This is a genomic window from Polaromonas hydrogenivorans, assembly GCF_040105105.1.
Lineage (GTDB): Bacteria > Pseudomonadota > Gammaproteobacteria > Burkholderiales > Burkholderiaceae_C > Polaromonas > Polaromonas hydrogenivorans.
This window is the reverse complement of the sequence record NZ_CP157675.1, coordinates 4,171,730-4,189,142: the sequence shown is the minus strand read 5'-3', so window position 1 is coordinate 4,189,142 and position 17,413 is coordinate 4,171,730. Positions and strand designations below refer to the sequence as shown.

Annotated in this window: 17 protein-coding genes and 1 pseudogene; 7 read left to right on the top strand and 11 right to left on the bottom strand. The window is 65.7% G+C overall.

Translation table 11 applies throughout. The features are described 5' to 3' along the window. The first annotated feature begins 162 nt into the window (after positions 1-162). Positions 163-1,116: a ketopantoate reductase family protein gene (locus ABLV49_RS20045; RefSeq protein ID WP_349279253.1), complete on the top strand. Its 954-nt coding sequence runs from the start codon at positions 163-165 to the stop codon at positions 1,114-1,116. Between the two features lie 147 nt (positions 1,117-1,263). Here the strand turns inward: ABLV49_RS20045 and ABLV49_RS20040 are convergent, their stop codons facing one another. The 4 genes from ABLV49_RS20040 to ABLV49_RS20025 all read right to left on the bottom strand — a co-directional run bounded on the left by ABLV49_RS20040 (position 1,264) and on the right by ABLV49_RS20025 (position 5,497). Continuing rightward, positions 1,264-1,539 (bottom strand): YkvA family protein, encoded by a 276-nt coding sequence (locus tag ABLV49_RS20040; protein ID WP_349279251.1) that lies wholly within the window; start codon positions 1,537-1,539, stop codon positions 1,264-1,266. A gap of 122 nt (positions 1,540-1,661) precedes the next feature. Next, the gene (locus ABLV49_RS20035; RefSeq protein WP_349279249.1) at positions 1,662-3,140 is read right to left on the bottom strand and encodes an RNB domain-containing ribonuclease; all 1,479 of its coding nucleotides are present in this window, start codon (positions 3,138-3,140) and stop codon (positions 1,662-1,664) included. 125 nt (positions 3,141-3,265) lie between these two features. Then, the gene (locus ABLV49_RS20030) at positions 3,266-4,126 is read right to left on the bottom strand and encodes an abortive infection family protein (RefSeq protein ID WP_349279247.1); all 861 of its coding nucleotides are present in this window, start codon (positions 4,124-4,126) and stop codon (positions 3,266-3,268) included. A 96-nt stretch (positions 4,127-4,222) separates the two neighbouring features. Continuing rightward, positions 4,223-5,497, bottom strand: a complete 1,275-nt coding sequence (locus ABLV49_RS20025) for an amidohydrolase family protein (RefSeq protein ID WP_349279245.1) — start codon at positions 5,495-5,497, stop codon at positions 4,223-4,225. A 151-nt stretch (positions 5,498-5,648) separates the two neighbouring features. Here ABLV49_RS20025 and ABLV49_RS20020 point away from each other — a divergent pair, with 151 nt between their 5' ends. Then, positions 5,649-5,879, top strand: a complete 231-nt coding sequence (locus ABLV49_RS20020; RefSeq protein ID WP_349279243.1) for a hypothetical protein — start codon at positions 5,649-5,651, stop codon at positions 5,877-5,879. A 204-nt stretch (positions 5,880-6,083) separates the two neighbouring features. Here ABLV49_RS20020 and ABLV49_RS20015 read toward each other — a convergent pair whose 3' ends face one another. Then, on the bottom strand, positions 6,084-7,238 hold the full coding sequence (locus tag ABLV49_RS20015; protein WP_349279241.1) for a DUF3616 domain-containing protein: 1,155 nt from the start codon (positions 7,236-7,238) through the stop codon (positions 6,084-6,086). 47 nt (positions 7,239-7,285) lie between these two features. Further along, positions 7,286-8,173 (bottom strand): LysR substrate-binding domain-containing protein, encoded by an 888-nt coding sequence (locus ABLV49_RS20010; RefSeq protein WP_349279240.1) that lies wholly within the window; start codon positions 8,171-8,173, stop codon positions 7,286-7,288. 138 nt (positions 8,174-8,311) lie between these two features. Between ABLV49_RS20010 and ABLV49_RS20005 the strand changes: the two genes are divergently transcribed. After that, positions 8,312-9,514 carry an MFS transporter gene (locus tag ABLV49_RS20005; protein ID WP_349279238.1) on the top strand — a complete coding sequence of 401 codons (1,203 nt, stop codon included), beginning with the start codon at positions 8,312-8,314 and terminating at the stop codon, positions 9,512-9,514. Between the two features lie 103 nt (positions 9,515-9,617). Here ABLV49_RS20005 and tnpA read toward each other — a convergent pair whose 3' ends face one another. Then, positions 9,618-10,037 carry an IS200/IS605 family transposase gene (gene tnpA, locus ABLV49_RS20000; RefSeq protein WP_349279237.1) on the bottom strand — a complete coding sequence of 140 codons (420 nt, stop codon included), beginning with the start codon at positions 10,035-10,037 and terminating at the stop codon, positions 9,618-9,620. Between tnpA and ABLV49_RS19995 the strand changes: the two are divergent. Further along, positions 9,930-11,129 (top strand): annotated as a pseudogene (locus tag ABLV49_RS19995) (RNA-guided endonuclease InsQ/TnpB family protein). The gene tnpA and the pseudogene ABLV49_RS19995 sit on opposite strands and share 108 nt — an antisense overlap. An 18-nt stretch (positions 11,130-11,147) precedes the next feature. Further along, a complete protein-coding gene (gene dkgB / locus ABLV49_RS19990) occupies positions 11,148-11,945 on the top strand; it encodes a 2,5-didehydrogluconate reductase DkgB (RefSeq protein WP_349281823.1) in 798 nt (265 codons plus the stop codon). A gap of 12 nt (positions 11,946-11,957) precedes the next feature. Here dkgB and ABLV49_RS19985 read toward each other — a convergent pair whose 3' ends face one another. Next, positions 11,958-12,416, bottom strand: coding sequence for a MerR family transcriptional regulator (locus ABLV49_RS19985; RefSeq protein ID WP_349279235.1), 459 nt, complete (start codon positions 12,414-12,416; stop codon positions 11,958-11,960). A 56-nt stretch (positions 12,417-12,472) separates the two neighbouring features. Between ABLV49_RS19985 and ABLV49_RS19980 the strand changes: the two genes are divergently transcribed. Next, positions 12,473-14,683: a heavy metal translocating P-type ATPase gene (locus tag ABLV49_RS19980; protein ID WP_349279233.1), complete on the top strand. Its 2,211-nt coding sequence runs from the start codon at positions 12,473-12,475 to the stop codon at positions 14,681-14,683. A gap of 26 nt (positions 14,684-14,709) precedes the next feature. Next, positions 14,710-15,450 (top strand): hypothetical protein, encoded by a 741-nt coding sequence (locus ABLV49_RS19975; RefSeq protein WP_349279231.1) that lies wholly within the window; start codon positions 14,710-14,712, stop codon positions 15,448-15,450. An 11-nt stretch (positions 15,451-15,461) separates the two neighbouring features. Here the strand turns inward: ABLV49_RS19975 and aroQ are convergent, their stop codons facing one another. The 3 genes from aroQ to ABLV49_RS19960 all read right to left on the bottom strand — a co-directional run bounded on the left by aroQ (position 15,462) and on the right by ABLV49_RS19960 (position 17,377). Then, positions 15,462-15,908: a type II 3-dehydroquinate dehydratase gene (aroQ, locus tag ABLV49_RS19970; protein ID WP_349279229.1), complete on the bottom strand. Its 447-nt coding sequence runs from the start codon at positions 15,906-15,908 to the stop codon at positions 15,462-15,464. 73 nt (positions 15,909-15,981) lie between these two features. Next, the gene (locus ABLV49_RS19965) at positions 15,982-16,713 is read right to left on the bottom strand and encodes a TetR/AcrR family transcriptional regulator (protein WP_349279228.1); all 732 of its coding nucleotides are present in this window, start codon (positions 16,711-16,713) and stop codon (positions 15,982-15,984) included. 223 nt (positions 16,714-16,936) lie between these two features. After that, a complete protein-coding gene (locus ABLV49_RS19960) occupies positions 16,937-17,377 on the bottom strand; it encodes a response regulator (RefSeq protein WP_349279226.1) in 441 nt (146 codons plus the stop codon). Positions 17,378-17,413 lie beyond the last annotated feature (36 nt).

The window sequence follows — 17,413 nt, the reverse complement described above, 5'->3', positions numbered from 1 at the left end:
GCACGGCTGACGTGCGCAAATGGCCAATTTGGCTCTATAAATCGCCACCCAGCCGCTTCACGATGGCCTGCCAGCGCTGCGGCGCGCCCGGCCCCGGTCTGCAAGCGCCGCTTCAGCCCTGCCTAGAATCGGCCGTTCTGTTCCACACCCGAGAATCCAGCCATGGCCAGCATCCCGCTCGACGAAGCACGCCCCGCAAACAATAGCCTCAAGGTCGCCGTGATGGGCGCGGGCGCCGTCGGCTGCTACTACGGCGGCATGCTGGCCCGCGCCGGGCATGAGGTCGTGCTGATCGCGCGGCCCCAGCATGTGGAGGCCATCGCCAGAGACGGCCTGCGCCTGCAGACCACGGCCTTCGACGAACGCGTAGCCCTGGCCGCCAGCACCGAACCCGGCGTGGTGCAAGGCGCGCAGCTGGTGCTGTTCTGCGTCAAGTCGCTCGACACCGAATCGGCCGGCGCCCTGCTGCGGCCGCACTTGGCGCCGGGCGCGCTGGTGTTGAGCCTGCAAAACGGCGTGGACAACGCCGACCGGCTGCGCAGCGTGCTGCCACGGCACACGGTGGCCGCCGCCGTGGTGTACGTCGCCACCGAAATGGCCGGCCCCGGCCATGTCAGGCACCACGGCCGGGGCGAGCTGGTGATCGAGCCAGCCCATTCCACGTCTTTGTCCAGCGACGCCGTGGCGCAAGCCCTGATCGCCGCCGGCGTGCCCACCGAAATCTCCGGCAACGTGCGCGGCGCGCTGTGGGCGAAGCTGATCCTCAACTGCGCCTACAACGCCGTCTCGGCCATCACCCAGCTGCCCTACGGCAAAGCGGTGGCCGGCGCGGGCATTACGGACGTGATGCGCGACGTGGTGGCCGAATGCCAGGCCGTGGCCAGCGCCGAAGGCGTGCAGGTGGCGGGCGATGTGGACGCGGCCATCCGCAAGATCGCCGAGACCATGCCCGGCCAGTTGTCATCGACCGCGCAAGACCTAGCGCGCGGCAAGCGCAGCGAGATTGACTACCTCAATGGCCTGATCGTGCGGCGCGGCGCGGCGCTGGGAATCGCGACGCCGGCGAACCGGGTGCTGTGGGCGCTGGTGAAGTTGCTGGAGGCCAAGGGCACGTAGGGCTGCGGTCAGCAATAACTTCCCGTCCGTCATTCCCGCGAAGGCGGGAATCCAGCAACACGGGTTGAACGCTCAAACCAGTCTGGATACCCGCCTTCGCGGGTATGACGCAGGGAAGCCCTGGATCCAGCGGTGAAGCGCTTCGCCTCAACCGGCGCGGCGGCTTGCCGCTGCCTGGGCAATCTCCGGCGGCAGGCGCTTGAGCAGCCAGCGAATCGCCAGCGGCACCAGCACCAGGTCATCGACCACGCCGATCACCGGCAGCACGTCGGGAATCAGGTCAATCGGCGAGAACAGGTACAGCGCGATCAGCGCGGTGCCTAGCTTCAGCCAGCCCGGCGCGTTGGGGTGGCGCAGCGCGAACCACAGTTGCCGCGCATCGCCGCGCAGCACGGTCCACAGCAGGGTCAGGCGTTTGAGCATGGCGGATTCCTTCAGAGTCGGCCCCCAGCGGGCCTTGCCCGGACCAGATGGCGCTGGCCGGGGCGACTGCAAGGGCTTTTCACCGGACGTTACATTCCGCACTGTCGAACAGTGCCTGGAACTCAGGCGCGTTCAAAGTCGATGAAGCTTTTTTCCGCATCCACCGCCAGCAGCCTGACGCGCGCCGTATCGCCCACGTCCAGCCCGTCGAAACCGCGCACCACCCGGCCTTCGAGCAGCGGGCTGCTGATGCGAACAAAAGTCCCTTTGGGCGCCGCGCCGGTGACGATGGCGTCGAAGACCTCGCCGATGCGCCCGTGCAGCAGCCAGGCGCCCGCCGCTTTGAGCACCTGGCGCTCGACCTTGCTGGCGTTGTCCTCCTGCAGCGTGCAGTGCTGGGCGATTTCGCTGAGCTGCCCGGCCGAATAGGGCGGCGCCTCGCCCGCGATGGCGGCCTTCAGGAGGCGCTGGGTCACCAGGTCGGGAAAGCGCCGGTTGGGCGCGGTCGAATGCGCGTAGTCGTTCACCGCCAGCCCGAAGTGCCCCAATCCCAACGTACCCGTTACCGCTGGCGCACCGTCCGCCGCAGCGGGCGCGGCCGCGTATTCGCCCGAGCCCAGCAGCTTCACCACCGCCAGCGACAAATCAGCAAACCCGGCCGGGTCGGCCAGGCGGCGCGCGTTCAGGAAGCGGTCCAGCGCCAGTGCATCGGGCGTTGCCGGCAACTGCACGCCGTGGCTCGCCGCCAGCAGGGCGATGCGGTCCCAGCGGCGCGGCGCCTGCAGCAGTCGCCGCAGCGACGGAAAGCCCTTGTCCGCCAGATACCGCGCCGTCGCGCCGTTGGCCGCGATCATCAGGTCGGCGATCAGATCCTTGGCGCGGTTTTTGTTGTCGGCGCGCAGGTCCACCAGCTGCCCGTCCTCGAACACCGGGCGTGCGGACACCGTGTTGACATTCAGCGCGCCGCGCGTCTGGCGCCATTGCCGCAGCTGGCCGGCCAGGGCGTCGTGCAGGCGAAGCTGGTCCTCCAGCCCCGGCACGCTGGCGATCTGCGGCGGCGGGGGCGCCACGCCGTCGAGCCATGCCGAGACGCCGTCGTAGGTGAGCTTGGCGCGGTTGAGCACCAATGCCCGATAGACGCCTGACGCGGACACCGTGCCGTCGGCCTCGACCTGCATATCGACCACCACCGCCAGCCGCTCCTGGCCCTCGTGCAGCGAGGTGAGGTCGTTGGACAGCGCTTCGGGCAGCATCGGGAACACGCCGGCCGCCGTGTACACCGAGGTGGTGTTGGCGCCCGCATGGCCATCGACCGCGCCGCCGGGCCGCACCAGGGTGTCCACATCGGCCACCGCCACCAGCAGGCGCGCGGCGCCGGCGGGCAGCGGTTCGGCCACGCTCAGCTGGTCCAGGTCGCGCGTGTCGTCGTTGTCGATGGAAAACCAGGTCAGGTGGCGCAGGTCGCGGATGGCGCTGTTGCGCTCAGGGCTGGTCTGGCGCGCGTCCTCGGCTTCTTGCAGGGCCTGCGGCGCGAAGGCAGGCAGCAGGCCCCGGGCGCGCATGGCTTCGACGGCGATTTGGTGGAGGTTGATGGGGTTCATGGGGTGCCCGTGGTTGAGTTGGCTCAATGTACCTGCTGGCTGTGTCTCCGGCCGCCAGGCCCAGTTCACTGACCGGATGCGGCTGGGAAGGCAACTCTGGGTAGGCTTGTTGCGTAATTCGAAAATTAACTCTGGCCGACATGCCCTGATTTCGCCGACTCTTTCTTGTCCCAGGTTTCCATTACAAATGTAGCGACCGTGTGAGCGGCATTTACGGCCAAACGTGCGTGGCGGGGTTCCAATTTGTAGCCTTTGCGTCCTTCGCTGTGTGCGCTCCCGGCATGCGTACGCAGCGCACCAATGCCGTCAACAATCGAGAACAAGCCACTGATGATTCGCTGCAAGTCCTGATCCTCGACGCTGCCAGGATCGAGTCCTAAGTCTGCCCGCACCACTTTGAAAACAGGTTGCAGGTCTTGCTTTTCCGGCATGCGCAGTTTGTTGTCCTCGATATAGATTTTGAAGATTGACTCCAGAATGTTTGACGCGGCGGATACAGCTTCGCGCGGTTTACCAGTCACCGTTTCCATGGCTCGATCAAACTCGCGGTGGATAGCTGGCATCTCTCTGCCTTTGATAAGCTCCCCAAGGGTTTTGCTTGGCGCCATGCCTCCAGTCGTAAGCATGCCTCCAATCCGATATTGAAGACCGTTCCTGGCTAGAACAACTTCAATCTTGCGCACGTTCTCGCGCTTCTTGATGACGGATTCATGCTCTGCGATCCACTCGGACACCTTGAAGTCAGCTGCCATTACAGGGTCTTCTATGTAGCCGCAAATGATCTTCCCAAGGACCGCCAAAGGTTCGGGATGGACTTTATTTGTATGACGTAGCCACTCTTGCGCCTTGACGTGCTTGCTGCCTTCAGGTGGCTCGCCGGAAGCCTCTGCATACATAAACAAACTGTCAAGGCTTGCATGTGTTTCGTGTGAGGAGACAAGGTCTGACACGATGGCTATCAAGGGTGACGGTATCTGTTTATTCATGAATATGAGAGTAGTGATTTTGGTGGAGTCTAGCTGTCTGGTTATGGCCAGTGCGGCGTTGCACCTCACTGGAAAAAAGGAACTTGTCAGATGATTTCATGGATGCGAGAAGCTAATTTTTTCCGGCCGCCCTGCCACCTGCAACCGAGCCACAACCTCCGGCGTCTCCGCCACCAGAACCCCCTTCCGCCAAACCTTCAGCCGATTCGCCCTTAAACGAATCGCCTCCACCGTATCGCGCGCCTGCAGCAGCACGAAGCTCGCGTCGCAGCCCGCGTCCAGCCCGTAATGCGGCAGGTGCATCACCTTCGCCGCATTCACCGTCACCGCGTCGAAGCAGGCGCGGATGCCTTGCTGGCTGGTCATCTGCGCCACATGCAAACCCATGTGCGCCACTTCCAGCATGTCGCCGCTGCCCATGCCGTACCAGGGGTCCATCACGCAGTCGTGGCCGAAGGCGACATTCACGCCGGCGGCCATCAGCTCGGGAACGCGCGTCATGCCGCGCCGCTTGGGGTAGCTGTCGTGGCGGCCCTGCAGCGTGATGTTGATCAGCGGGTTGGCGATCACGCTGACGCCGCTTTCGGCGATCAGCGGCAGCAGCTTGCTGACGTAATAGTTGTCCATCGAATGCATCGACGTGCAGTGCGAGCCGTTGACGCGGCCTTGCAGGCCCAGGCGCTGCGCCTCGAAGGCCAGCGTCTCGATGTGGCGCGACAGCGGGTCGTCGCTCTCGTCGCAATGCATGTCCACCAGCTTGCCGCGCTCGGCCGCCAGTTCGCACAGCAGCCTGACGCTGGCCGCGCCGTCGTTCATGGTGCGCTCGAAGTGCGGGATGCCGCCGACCACGTCCACGCCCAGGTCGAGCGCGCGTTTCAGGTTGTCCATGCCGCCTTTGGAGCGCAGCACGCCGTCCTGCGGAAAGGCGACCAGCTGCAGGTCGATGTAGGGCGCGACGCGGCGCTTGACTTCGAGCAGCGCCTCGACCGGCAGCAGGCTCGGGTCGCTGGTATCGACATGGCTGCGGATCGCCAGCAGGCCCTTGGCGACGGCCCAGTCGCAGTAGGCGAGGGCGCGCTCGATGATGGCGTCGGCCGTCAGCAGGGGTTTGAGTTCGCCCCACACGGCGATGCCTTCGAGCAGCGTGCCGCTTTCGTTGACGCGCGGCAGGCCGTAGCTCAAGGTCGCGTCCATGTGGAAATGGGCATCGACGAACGGCGGGCTCAGCAGGAAGCCCCGGGCGTCGATGGCCTCATAGGCCGGGGCGTCCAGGCCGGGCGCGACCTCGGTGATGAGGCCGTCCTGCACGGCCACTGAGATGCCGGTCCGGCCATCGGGCAGGCTGGCGTTTTTGACGAGTAAATCAAGCATATTCACCTTTGGGATAAGGGTTCACCGAGGTTGGAGATTAACTGGCTCTGCGCTGCCCCTGATTCCCGATTCAGGATTCAGGATTCCGGCTGGCGCTGCTCGCTAAACTCGTCCCCGGCCTTTAAAAGACGAACCGACCGGAGCAAGCACCATGACCCCACTGACCCTGCATCGCGTGAACGACCAGGTGGTTCGTGTTCTGACCAGCCAAGGCGAATGCGTTGGCAACCTCAAGCTGATTGGTTCTGTGTGGAAGTTCAAGGCGCTGGGCCATGACGCGGACGGCCACCTGATTCCGGGCGGCGGTCCGCTGACCGGGCGGCACAACATGGCGTTTGCCGTGCTGGATGAAGCGGCGGTCAGCGCCGCGTTGCTGGCCTGAAGAGCGTCATCCCCGCGAAGGCGGGGAGCCAGCAACCAGGGTTGAACGCTCAGATGAGTCTGGATTCCCGCCTGCGCGGGAATGACGGACTAACGCAAGCCGAGTAGTTGCAAAAAATCATTGAAAAAGGCTATTTGCGCAATGTCAGTGTGCATTGACAGCTATTGTTTCAGGAGCAATTTAGCCAGATGAATGCGGATTCCTTCAGCGCGCCACCGTGAAGGCCAGCGGCCCGCCGTCGCACAGGCCGTCTGACAGCACCAGCAGCTTGTAGGCCGCAGGCGTTTCTTCCAGCACCGTCATGGCCTCGGGTTTGAGTTCCTTGTCGCACTTGCGCAAATTGACGCCGCTCAGGTCCAGCGCCGCCAGAACCCTGGGCTGCACCACGCTGCCTGCGGCGGCGGTTTTGCCGTCCCACCACGCCACCGCCCAGCCCGCGTCCTGGTTGGCGCGGCTGTCGTCGGGGCCGGCCAGCAGCAAGAAGCCGGTCTTGACAGCGACCATGTCGCGAATGCCCCGGTGGCGGCCCAGCGCCAGGCGCGTCACCGTGGCTTTGGGGTCGCGCGCGGCCTGCGCGTCGAACAGCGCGTCGGCATCGACGGCCAGCACCAGCGCCGTGTCCTGGAGCACCGGGCCGCGAAAGCCGAAGTACAGCCGCCCGCCCTGCACCGCCAGCCCTTCGATGTTCACGCCCTGCTGGCCGGCCAGCCGGGGCGCTTCGTCAGGCGGCTCGGAGCCCAGGCATTTGCGCTCGCCCACATACGGTGCGAGCGCGGGCTGCGCCTGCATGATGGACCAGAGCCGGCCGCTGTCGGCGTAGTCGGCCGGCGCGCCCTGGGTGCTGCCGGCAGGGCGCACGGCGCGGCCGGTGGCCGGGTCCAGCCGCAGGCGCAGCACATGGCGGCTGTCGGGGTTGCTGGCGCAGTCGCCGCGCTTGGCCGAATGCGAGCCGGTGACGTAGAAATAACGCCCGTCGGTGGCCGCGCCTTCGGCGTCGATTTCGCCGCTGCCCGCGCGCAGCGCCACGGGCTGGGCGTCGGGGATCAAGGTTTGGTCGGCCACGTAGGCGTAGCGCGCCTGCGCGCCTTCGTCAAACGCCATCAGGCAGATGCGCTGGTGCTGCGCGTCAAGGTTGCAGGCCATGCCGCTGACGGACTGGCGGGTGTGTTTCAGGTCTTTCTTGCCCAGGGCGAAGGCAAACCCGTTGCCGCTGCGCCAGGGGCCGCTGTCGGGCTGGATGGCGGGTGGCGCGGGTTGCGCCGATTGCGCAGGTTGTGCGCCTGCGCCGGCGCTCAAGGCCAGGGCGCAAGCCAGTAGCGTCAGCTGAAGCAGCCGCAAGGGGAAATGTGTCGTGTGCATCGCCCTACTTTAGTCGGCGTCATGGCCGGTGGCAATCAGCGCCTGGCTCAAGACGGCATCCGCGCCGCGATGAAATCCAGAAACGCCGTGATGCGCGACGACAGCGCGGTGTTGCGGTAGTACACGGCGTTGACCGGCTGCCGGCTCTCGACCGTGTCCTGCGCCAGCAACTGCACCAGGTCGCCGCGCTGGCGGTCGGTTTCGGTCATGAAGTCGGCCAGGCAGACCACGCCCATGCCGGCCAGCGCCAGGTGGCGCATGGTTTCGCCGCTGGAGGCGCTGAGGGTCGGCGCGGCGGCATAGCTGTCGCCGTGCGGCCCGCGCAGCGGCCACTGGTTGAGGGACGCCAGCTGGCTGTTGCCGATGCGCGCGTGGCTTGCCAGATCGGCCACGCGCTTGGGCCGGCCGTGCGCCGCCAGGTAGGCCGGGCTGGCCAGCACGCGCAGCCGGCTGGCGCCCAGCGGCCGGGCATGCAGCGTGGAGTCGCGCAGCTCGCCAATGCGGATGGCGATGTCGGTGCGTTGCGCCAGCAGGTCCACGTTGAGGTCGTCGGTGTTCAGCTCCAGGCTGATCCTGGGAAACAGCCGGCTGAACTCGGGCACCAGCGGCACGATGGCGTGCAGCATGAAGGGCGCGGCGGCATTCACGCGCAGCAGGCCGGCAGGCGCCTGCCGGCGCGCCGCCAGTTCTTCCTCGGCCGCGTCCAGCGCGTCGAGGATGGCGCGGGTGCGCAGCAGGAATGTTTGGCCTTCCTCGGTCAGCTCCAGCCGCCGCGTCGTGCGGCGCAGCAGCGTGGTGCCGAGCTTTTTCTCCAGCCGGCCCAGCGCCCGGCTGATGCCCGAGACGGTTTGCCCCAGCTGGTCGGCGGCGGCGGTGATGGTGCCACTGTCCACCACGGTGCGAAAGGCCAGGAGTTCTTCGATGGTGGTCTGCATGGTGTCTGCCCGCTCCTCTGATTGTTGCTTGCGAGTCAACTGTATTCTGACCAGGACGGGCTTTTTCTGCAAAGGTCAAGCGCGCAAACTCCGGGCTTCACCCCGTTTTTCACCTGTTCTTGACGCCGGAGCCCCTTCATGCCCATTGCCCTTCTGGCGCTGACCATCAGCGCCTTTGCCATCGGAACGACCGAGTTCGTCATCGTCGGCCTGCTGCCCACCGTGGCCGCCGACCTGCAGGTCAGCCTGCCGTCGGCCGGATTATTGGTCAGCCTTTACGCGCTGGGCGTGGCCATCGGCGCGCCGGTGCTGACCGCGCTGACCGGCAAGCTGCCGCGCAAGACGCTGCTGCTGGCGCTGATGGCGCTGTTCACGCTGGGCAACCTGCTGGCCTGGCAGGCGCCGGGCTACAACTCGCTGGTGGCCGCGCGCATTTTGACGGGCCTGGCGCAGGGCGTGTTCTTCTCGATTGGCTCGACCATCGCGACCGGCCTGGTGCCCAAGGAAAAGGCCGCCAGCGCGATTGCCATCATGTTCACCGGCCTCACCGTGGCGCTGGTCACCGGCGTTCCGCTGGGCACCTTCATCGGCCAGCATTTCGGCTGGCGCGAAACCTTCCTGGCTGTGTCGGCGCTGGGCGCCATCGCCTTCGCCACCAGCCTGCTGTTCATTCCGCGCAGCATCAAACACACGCCGCCGGCATCGCTGGCGCAGCAGTTCAAGGTGCTGGCCCAGCCGCGCCTGCTGCTGGTGTATGCGACCACGGCCGTCGGCTACGGCGGCTCCTTCATTCCCTTCACCTTCCTGGCGCCCATCCTGCAGCAGTCGGGCTTTGGCGCCAGCGCCATCGGCTGGGTGATGCTGGTGTACGGCGTCTCGGTTGCCGCCGGCAATATCTGGGGCGGCCGGCTGGCCGACCGCAAGGGGCCGATTGCCGCGCTGAAGATCATCTTTGCGCTGCTGGCTGCCGTGCTGCTGGTCTTCAACTTCACCGCGCCGCATCCTTATCTAGCGGTCGCCACCGTGCTGCTGTGGGGCGCCGTGGCTTTCGGCAACGTGCCCGGCCTGCAGGTTTACGTGGTGCGCCAGGCCGAGCGCCACACGCCGCAGGCGGTCGATGTCGCCTCGGGCCTGAACATCGCCGCCTTCAACCTCGGCATCGCCTTCGCGGCCTGGGCCGGCGGGCTGGTCGTGACGCACCTGGGCGTGATGCAGACGCCGTGGATTGGCGCCTTGGTGGTGCTGGGCGCGCTGGCACTGACTTACTGGAGCGGCCGGCTTGATGACCGGGAAGGCGTGCCGGCCCGTATCGCAACCCCAGGCGCAGTGCCCGCCAACTGATTTCTCTTTTTTCACCCTTTCATTCATTTTCATTTTTCAAGGATATTCACCATGACCGGGTTTGAGCGGCAAGCCTCGGGGTTCAGCCCGGGGTCTGAGCGGATCAGGCCGGCACGGCCTGCTGCTGCTGGATGTACTGGCGCAGGATGCTGATGGGGGCGCCGCCGCACGATGCCGCAAAGTAGCTTGGCGACCAGAGCACTCCTCGCCGCTTGAGCCACGGGTGGAAATCTCCGAACTCTTTGCGCATCAGTCGGCTGGAAACCCCCTTCAGGCTGTTCACCAGGCTGGACAGTGCGACCTTGGGCGGGTAGTTGATGAGCAGGTGTACGTGGTCTGCCTCGCCGTTGAACTCAATCAGGCTGGCCTCGAAGTCCTCGCACACCGACCGCAAGATGCGCTCCAAGGCTGCCATATGTTCCTGCCGGAAAACACCCCGGCGGTACTTCGTCACGAATACCAAATGTGCATGAATTGCAAAAACGCAATGTCTGCCGGTGCGAACGTCTTGTATTTTATCCATAGACCAATTATGATTATCTCTGTGAAAACGGTCAAGACCCTCAAGCTGCGCATCAAGGACAAGCATTCAAGTGTGCTTGTTGCAATGGCGTGCGAGGTCAATCAGGTCTTCAATTTCTGCAACGAAACCAGCATGCGCGCCATCCGCGAGCGCCAGAAGTGGCTCAGCGGCTACGACCTGCAAAAGCTCACGGCAGGGTTCAGCAAGTGCGAAGGCGTGAAGGTCGGCAGCGGCACGGTGCAGCTTGTCTGCGCCGAGTACGCCACGCGGCGCAGGCAGTTCAAGAAGGCCCGCCTTAACTGGCGCGTCAGCAACCCGAAGTCGTCCAAATATTCCCTGGGCTGGGTACCGTTCAAGGGCGGCCATGCGAAATACAAGGCCGGGCAGATTGAGTTCTCCAGCCGCAAGTTCAGCCTGTGGGACAGCTACGGCCTGAGCAAGCACGAGTTGCGCGCCGGCTCCATCAGCCAGGATGCACGGGGTCGCTGGTATTTGAATGTGTGCGTCGAGATCGAGGCCAAGCCGGGCACGGGAACGGCCAGCGTCGGCATCGACCTGGGGCTGAAAACGGCGGCGGTTTGCTCCAGCGGAAAACCCCTGGAGTCACGCATTTACCGCCAATACGAGCCTGCGCTGGCGGCGGCCCAGCGTGCTGGAAAGAAAGACAGGGCGCGGGCGATACACGCAAAAATTGCCAATGTGCGCAAGGATGCCATGCACAAGTTCAGCACCAAGCTGGTCGCTGAAAACGCCGCGATCTTCGTGGGCAACGTGTCAAGCCAGGCGCTGATCAAGACGAAGATGGCCAAGTCCGTACTCGATGCGGGCTGGTCAACGCTCAAGACGATGCTGGAATACAAGAGCCATCAGGCCGGTATCGTCTTTGAAGAGGTGAGTGAGCGTTACACAACCCAGACTTGCTCGTGCTGCGGGGCCATACCCGCCAGCAGTCCGAAGGGTAGGGCATGACTTGGAATAAGAGAGTGGACTTGCAGCGATTGTGGTTCGGTACACGACCGGGACACGAATGCGGCCAGAAACATTCTCGCGCGCGGGCATGCGCGTCTGGCAGCAGGAATCCCCGTTCTTTAGGACGAGGAGGATGTCAACATTCCCGCATTCGGCCTGGGCACCTTCCGCCTGAAAGACCAGGTTGTCATCGACTCGGTCAGCAACGCGCCGGAACTCGGCTACCGCGCCATCGACACGGCGCAAATCTACGGCAACGAGGCCGAGGTCGGCCAGGCCATCGCCGGCAGCGGCATCGCGCGCGACCAGCTTTTCATCGTCACCAAGCTATGGACCGACCACTACGCCAGCGACCAGGTGATTCCCAGCCTGAAGGACAGCCTGGCCAAGCTGCGCACCGCGTATGTGGACCTGACGCTGATCCACTGGCCGTCTCCGGCCCGGGCCGTGCCGCTGGCCGACACGCTGGGCGCGCTGATGGACGCCCGTACCCATGGCCTGACGAAGGCCATCGGCGTCTCCAACTTCAACATCGCGCTGCTGCAGGAAGCCATCGACACCGTCGGCGCCGGCAACCTCGCCACGCACCAGATCGAACTCAGCCCCTACCTGCAAAACCGCAAGGTGGCCGCGTTTGCCAAAAGCCACGGCATCCACACCACGTCCTACATGACGCTGGCCTACGGCAAGGTGCTCAACGACCCGGTGCTGCTGCAGATCGCCGCGCAGCATGGCGCGACCACCGCGCAGGTCGCGCTGGCCTGGGCGATGCAACTGGGTTATGCGGTGATTCCGTCGTCCACCCGGCGGGTCAACCTGCAAGGCAACCTCAAGGCGCGGCAGCTGAAGCTGACCGACGCCGACATGGCCCTGATCGCCACGCTGGACCGGGGCGAGCGCCTGGCCAATCCCGAGAACCTGGCGCCGGCCTGGGACTGAACGCCGCGTTCGTCACACATGCCGGTGCGCGCGCGACTTGGCCTCTTCGCGCGGCAGGTGCGCGGCGCGGTCGTGCAGGGCTTGCATGATTTTGCATTGCGGCCCGGTGCCGTCGCAGCAGTCGCGCAGTTGCACCAGGTCGTCCTGCAGGGCCTGCAGTTCGGCCAGGCGCTCGCCGACATGCGCGATGTGGGATTCGAGCGCGGCGTTCGCCGCCGCGCAGTCGGCCTTTTCAGCCAGGTCCAGGTTCAGCAGGGTGCGGACTTCATCGAGCGACATGTCCATGGCCCGGCACAGGCGGATGAAGCGGAGCTGATGAATGTCGCCGTCGGTGTAGCTGCGGTAGCCGTTGGCCGAGCGCGGGCCGGGCGCCAGCAGGCCTTGGGCCTCGTAGAAACGGATGTTGGCGGTGCTGACGCCGCTCAGGGCGGCGGCTTTCCCGATCAGGCGCAAGGGTCTTGTGGCGGGCATGGCTTGACCTTCAAGTGGGTTCAGGGTTTTTAATGGTCGCACAGGAAACAAAAACCATGACCGACTGCTGCAACCAACCCTCCCACACGCCCGCCATTGCCGACCTTCCGGCCGCGCCCGTGCCCGCCGGCGCCACGCGCTTTCGCATCCCGGCGATGGACTGCGCCGTTGAAGAGGCCGACATCCGGCGCGTGCTGGCCGACGTGCCGGGCATCCGCTCGCTCAACTTTCAACTGGTGGCGCGCACGCTGACGATTGATGCGCAGGCCGAAGCCCTTGAGGCGGCGGTCAGCGCGATAGGCAAGGCGGGCTACAAGATGCAGCCGTTTGCCGACGCGGGGGCGGTCGGCGAAACCCATGGCGGGCACGACCATGACCACGGCGGCCTGCCCTCGGGCCTGCCGCGCCTGGCGGGCGCGCTGGTGCTGGCCGGGGTGGCCGAGGCGATCAGCTTTTTTGCTCCCGCCGGCCTGCCCTGGATGCTGGCCGGCATGGCGGTGGCGCTGGCCGCCATCTTCATGGCCGGCCTGGAGGTGTACCAGAAGGGCCTCACGGCCTTGTTCAGGCGCCGGCTCAACATCAATGCGCTGATGACGGTGGCCGTCACGGGCGCCTTCCTGATCGGCCAGTGGCCCGAGGCGGCCATGGTGATGGCGCTGTATTCCATCGCCGAGCTGATCGAGGCCATGGCGGTGGACCGCGCGCGCAATGCCATCAAGGGCCTGATGGCGCTGGCGCCTGAAGAAGCCGAGCTTCGCCAGCCGGACGGCCAATGGACCAGCGTGCCGCTCAATGACGTGCCGCTGGGCGCCACGGTGCGCGTGCGGCCCGGCGGGCGCATTCCGCTGGACGGCCTGGTCACGGCCGGCGCCAGCGCGGTCGATCAGGCGTCGGTCACCGGGGAAAGCCTGCCGGTGGACAAGGCGGCGGGCGACAGCGTGTTCGGCGGCACCATCAGCCAGACCGGCGAGCTGGAGCTGCGGGTCACGGCGGCCGCCAGCGACAGCACGCTGGCGCGCATCATCCACGCCGTCGAGCAGGCGCAAGGCGCGCGCGCGCCCACGCAGACCTTCATCGACCGCTTCGCCGCCATCTACACGCCGACAGTCTTCATGCTGGCGCTGGCCGTGGCCGTCCTGACGCCGCTGGCGCTCGACTGGACCTGGCTGGAGGCGCTGTACAAGGCGCTGGTGCTGCTGGTCATCGCCTGCCCGTGCGCGCTGGTGGTGTCCACGCCGGTCACGGTCGTCAGCGGCCTGACCACGGCGGCGCGGCGCGGCATTCTGATCAAGGGCGGCACCTACCTGGAAGACGCCCGCCGGCTGAAGGCCGTGGCGCTGGACAAGACCGGAACCATCACCCAGGGCAAGCCGGTGCTGGTGGCGTGGCAGGCATGGAACGGCGCGGACCAGGCTGAAGTCGGCCGCCTTGCGGCCACGCTGGCGGCGCGCTCCGACCATCCGGTGTCCAGCGCCATCGCGCAAGGGCTGCAGGCCGGCAACCCGCAAAGCGCCCTGCCGGCAGAGGTGGTCGAGATGCTTGAAGCGCTGTCGGGGCGGGGCGTTCAGGGCCAGATCGGTGGACAACCGTATGCGCTGGGCAACCACCGTCTGATGGAGGAGCGCCAGCAATGCTCGCCCGCGCTGGAAGCGGCGCTGGCCCTGCATGAGCAGCAGGGCCGCACGGTCACGCTGCTGGCCAGCGGGCAGGGCGTGCTGGGGATTTTCGCGGTGGCCGACACGATCAAGGAAAGCTCGCGCCAGGCGATTGCCGAGCTGAAGGCGCTGGGCGTGACGCCCGTCATGCTCAGCGGCGACAACGCCGCCACGGCCAGCGCGGTGGCGGCGCAGGCCGGCATCATTGACGTGCGCGGCAACCTGCTGCCCGAGGAAAAACTGGTCGCCATCCGGCAACTGCAAGGCCAGTACGGCGCGACCGGCATGATCGGCGACGGCATCAACGACGCGCCGGCGCTGGCGCAGGCCGACATCGGTTTTGCCATGGGCGGCGCGGGCACCGACATTGCCATCGAGGCGGCCGACGTGGTCATCATGAACGACAACCTGCGGCGCATCGCCGAGACGGTGCGCCTGTCGCGGCGCACGCATGCCGTGCTGTGGCAAAACATCGCGCTGGCCTTGGGCATCAAGGCGGTGTTTTTCGTGCTGGCTGTGTTCGGCAGCGCGACCATGTGGATGGCGGTGTTCGCCGACATGGGCGCCAGCCTGCTGGTGGTGGCCAACGGCCTGCGGCTGCTGCGCCGGTAAGGCCGTGTTTGCATACACTGGCCCCGATGCGCCACCCTTCTCAACCCCACCCTGTGCGCGACCTCCTGGCTTCGTATTTCTGGAGTGGCGATGCCATCCGCAGCCGAAGCGTGAGTGATGTCGTGCTCTCAGGCACGCTCGACGTGCCTGCGCCCCCGGCAAGGCTGATAGCCGATTGGACAAGGGAAGCAGCGTTGCACCTGGGCCTGGAGCCCGGAGATGTCGAGGCATTGCCTTTGGCGCGAGCGCGGGCGCGCTGGCCGGACTACCGGCATTGCGTGCAGGCGGTGTCCGACTGGACGCGCACGCTCGGTCTGCCTGAGCTGCTGGCCGCCTGTGACGTCGCCCTGATGGCCTGCCGTGGCGCCAGGTACCACCATGACGGCGCACGCTATGGCGGCATGGCCTTTTGCAATCTCTTCCTGAGCGAGGACAGGGGCCTGGACTTGCATTTTCCCTCGACAGGCCACCGAATCCCGCTGGCCAGGGGGACGGCTGTGATCTTCGATACGGGCCAGCCGCACGGCGTCATTGCACGCCGCAGCAGCGGCTTTGATGTGGCGGACTTCCCCGACGACAAGGATTGCACCCAGGTATTCCTGACATGGGAGCTTCCCATCGAGGAGGCTCATCTCGGGAACGCACTTCGGATCGCCTTCGACATCGACCCTTCGACCGCGCAGCGACTGGACGAGGAACAAGTCTGGCTGAACGGCGCACGGGTCGGTGTGTGTCCGGATTCGGGTCGGTGGTGCCGGGCTGGCTAGCCCAGCGGTATTTAGACCCGGCCCGCTTCGACGGCGGACACCGCGGCGCGCAGGCCCAGCAAATAGCTGTCCACGCCAAAGCCGCAGATCTGGCCCCGGGCGATTTCGGCGAACACCGACACATGGCGGAACGGCTCACGCGCATGGATGTTGGACATGTGCAGCTCGACGATGGGACAGGTCAAAATCGCCAGCGCGTCGCGGATGCCGTAGCTGTAGTGCGTCCAGGCGCCGGCGTTGATCATCACCGCGTCCACGCCGTCGGCATGGGCCTGGTGGATGCGCTCGCACATCGCGCCTTCGCTGTTGGTCTGGAAGGCCTCGACCGTGGCGCCGAGTTCCTGGCCCAGGGCGCCCACGCGGGCATTGATCTCGTCGAGCGTGATGGTGCCGTACTGCTTGGGGTCGCGCTTGCCGAACATGTTGAGGTTGATGCCGTGCAGCATGAGGATGTTCATCGGGTCTCTTTCGGGTAGTGAAAATGGAATCGGTGGGTTGACGGATCAACGGCGCGGCGCGGCAAGGCCCGCATCAGGGCGCGCGCATGAAGCGCACGATCATCTCGATGATGCTGCCGCGCCGCGCCGCCAGCGCTTCGGGCGAGTGGGTGTCGCCCTTGAAGATCAGCCCGAAGGTGTGCTGGTTGGAGACATTGAAAAACGTCAGCGCCGAGATCGAGGCGTGAATGTCAGTCGGGTCCAGGCCGGCGCGGAACACGCCTTGCGCCACGCCGCGCGCATACAGCTTGTCGATGGCGCCGATGGCCGGCACATTGAGTTCCTGGATGATCTTGCTCTGCGCCAGGTAGCTGCCGCGCTCCATATTTTCGGCCATCACCAGCCGGATGTAGCCCTGGTTGCCGTGGTGGTGGTCGAAGGTGAAACCCACCAGGCGGCGCAGCGCGTCCTCGGGCGGCAGGTCGTCCAGCTTGAGCCCGGCCTCGATGCTGCGCATGCGCCGGTACGACTCTTCCAGCACGGCCAGGTACAGGCCTTCCTTGCTGCCGAAATAGTAGTAAATCATGCGCTTGCTGGTCTGGGTGGCCGCCGCGATTTCGTCGATGCGCGCGCCGCTCAGCCCCTTTTCGGAAAACTCGGCCGTCGCCACCTCCAGGATGCCGGCCATGGTGCGGGCCGGGTCGTTGGTGCGGGACGGCGCAGGCCCCGGGGCCGGCGTCTTGCGCAGGCTTTTGCGCGCTGGCGCCCGGGATTTTTCCGCCGGTGAAGCGGCGGCAGCCCGTGGCGAATGTACTGTTTCGTTCATTCGCAAAGTATAGGCCGCAACCCGCGAGCGCCGCTACTTCCCGAACCCGTGGCAGGGTTAATTGGGCAATGGCTGCGCTGGGGACGGGCTGGTCGGGAAGCGGCCTGGTTTTTGGTAAATCACGCATCAAATAAGCCATTTGCGCACGCTGGTATTGCACATGCAGCTATATATTTAATAGCAAAACCAGGCTGGATGCTTCAGGCGACCACCGTGCCCTTTGCTAGTTCGACTGGCGCGGGTGTGAAAGGACGTTGCGCTGCGTCTCCTGGCCATTTTCCAGCATGAGCTTGTGGGTCTGCTTGATGCAGTAGGCCAGCAGGCCGTCGAGTTCGGTCGATTTGTCAAAGACCGCGTCAGCCCCCAGCGCGACCGACCGCAGCCGGATTTCCGGCGTGGCGTAGTTGGTCAGGAGGACCATTTTCTGGTACGGCTGGCGATTGCGGCAAGCCGCCAGCACGCCCAGCCCCGTGCCCTGCTTTAAAAACAGATCGACGATGGCCAGGTGCCAACTGGCGTGATGCCGTTCCAGCCACTGGCTTGCCTCGGACTGCGTGGCCGAATGCGCGGTGACTTTCACATGGGCTATCTCGCTCAGCGCTTCTATCAGATTGGACAGGACGGTCGGATTGTCTTCAACCACGTAAGTAATGAATGTTTCCATGGGTGACCTGTGTGTTCATGTGCCGATTATTTCTTG

Bases quoted from the DNA above. Each gene is read 5' to 3' on its own strand.
- ABLV49_RS20045 (WP_349279253.1), top strand. From the start codon at position 163: ATGGCCAGCATCCCGCTCGACGAAGCACGCCCCGCAAACAATAGCCTC.
- ABLV49_RS20040 (WP_349279251.1), bottom strand. From the start codon at position 1,539: ATGCTCAAACGCCTGACCCTGCTGTGGACCGTGCTGCGCGGCGATGCG.
- ABLV49_RS20035 (WP_349279249.1), bottom strand. From the start codon at position 3,140: ATGAACCCCATCAACCTCCACCAAATCGCCGTCGAAGCCATGCGCGCC.
- ABLV49_RS20030 (WP_349279247.1), bottom strand. From the start codon at position 4,126: ATGAATAAACAGATACCGTCACCCTTGATAGCCATCGTGTCAGACCTT.
- ABLV49_RS20025 (WP_349279245.1), bottom strand. From the start codon at position 5,497: ATGCTTGATTTACTCGTCAAAAACGCCAGCCTGCCCGATGGCCGGACC.
- ABLV49_RS20020 (WP_349279243.1), top strand. From the start codon at position 5,649: ATGACCCCACTGACCCTGCATCGCGTGAACGACCAGGTGGTTCGTGTT.
- ABLV49_RS20015 (WP_349279241.1), bottom strand. From the start codon at position 7,238: ATGCACACGACACATTTCCCCTTGCGGCTGCTTCAGCTGACGCTACTG.
- ABLV49_RS20010 (WP_349279240.1), bottom strand. From the start codon at position 8,173: ATGCAGACCACCATCGAAGAACTCCTGGCCTTTCGCACCGTGGTGGAC.
- ABLV49_RS20005 (WP_349279238.1), top strand. From the start codon at position 8,312: ATGCCCATTGCCCTTCTGGCGCTGACCATCAGCGCCTTTGCCATCGGA.
- tnpA (WP_349279237.1), bottom strand. From the start codon at position 10,037: ATGGATAAAATACAAGACGTTCGCACCGGCAGACATTGCGTTTTTGCA.
- ABLV49_RS19985 (WP_349279235.1), bottom strand. From the start codon at position 12,416: ATGCCCGCCACAAGACCCTTGCGCCTGATCGGGAAAGCCGCCGCCCTG.
- ABLV49_RS19980 (WP_349279233.1), top strand. From the start codon at position 12,473: ATGACCGACTGCTGCAACCAACCCTCCCACACGCCCGCCATTGCCGAC.
- ABLV49_RS19975 (WP_349279231.1), top strand. From the start codon at position 14,710: ATGCGCCACCCTTCTCAACCCCACCCTGTGCGCGACCTCCTGGCTTCG.
- aroQ (WP_349279229.1), bottom strand. From the start codon at position 15,908: ATGAACATCCTCATGCTGCACGGCATCAACCTCAACATGTTCGGCAAG.
- ABLV49_RS19965 (WP_349279228.1), bottom strand. From the start codon at position 16,713: ATGAACGAAACAGTACATTCGCCACGGGCTGCCGCCGCTTCACCGGCG.
- ABLV49_RS19960 (WP_349279226.1), bottom strand. From the start codon at position 17,377: ATGGAAACATTCATTACTTACGTGGTTGAAGACAATCCGACCGTCCTG.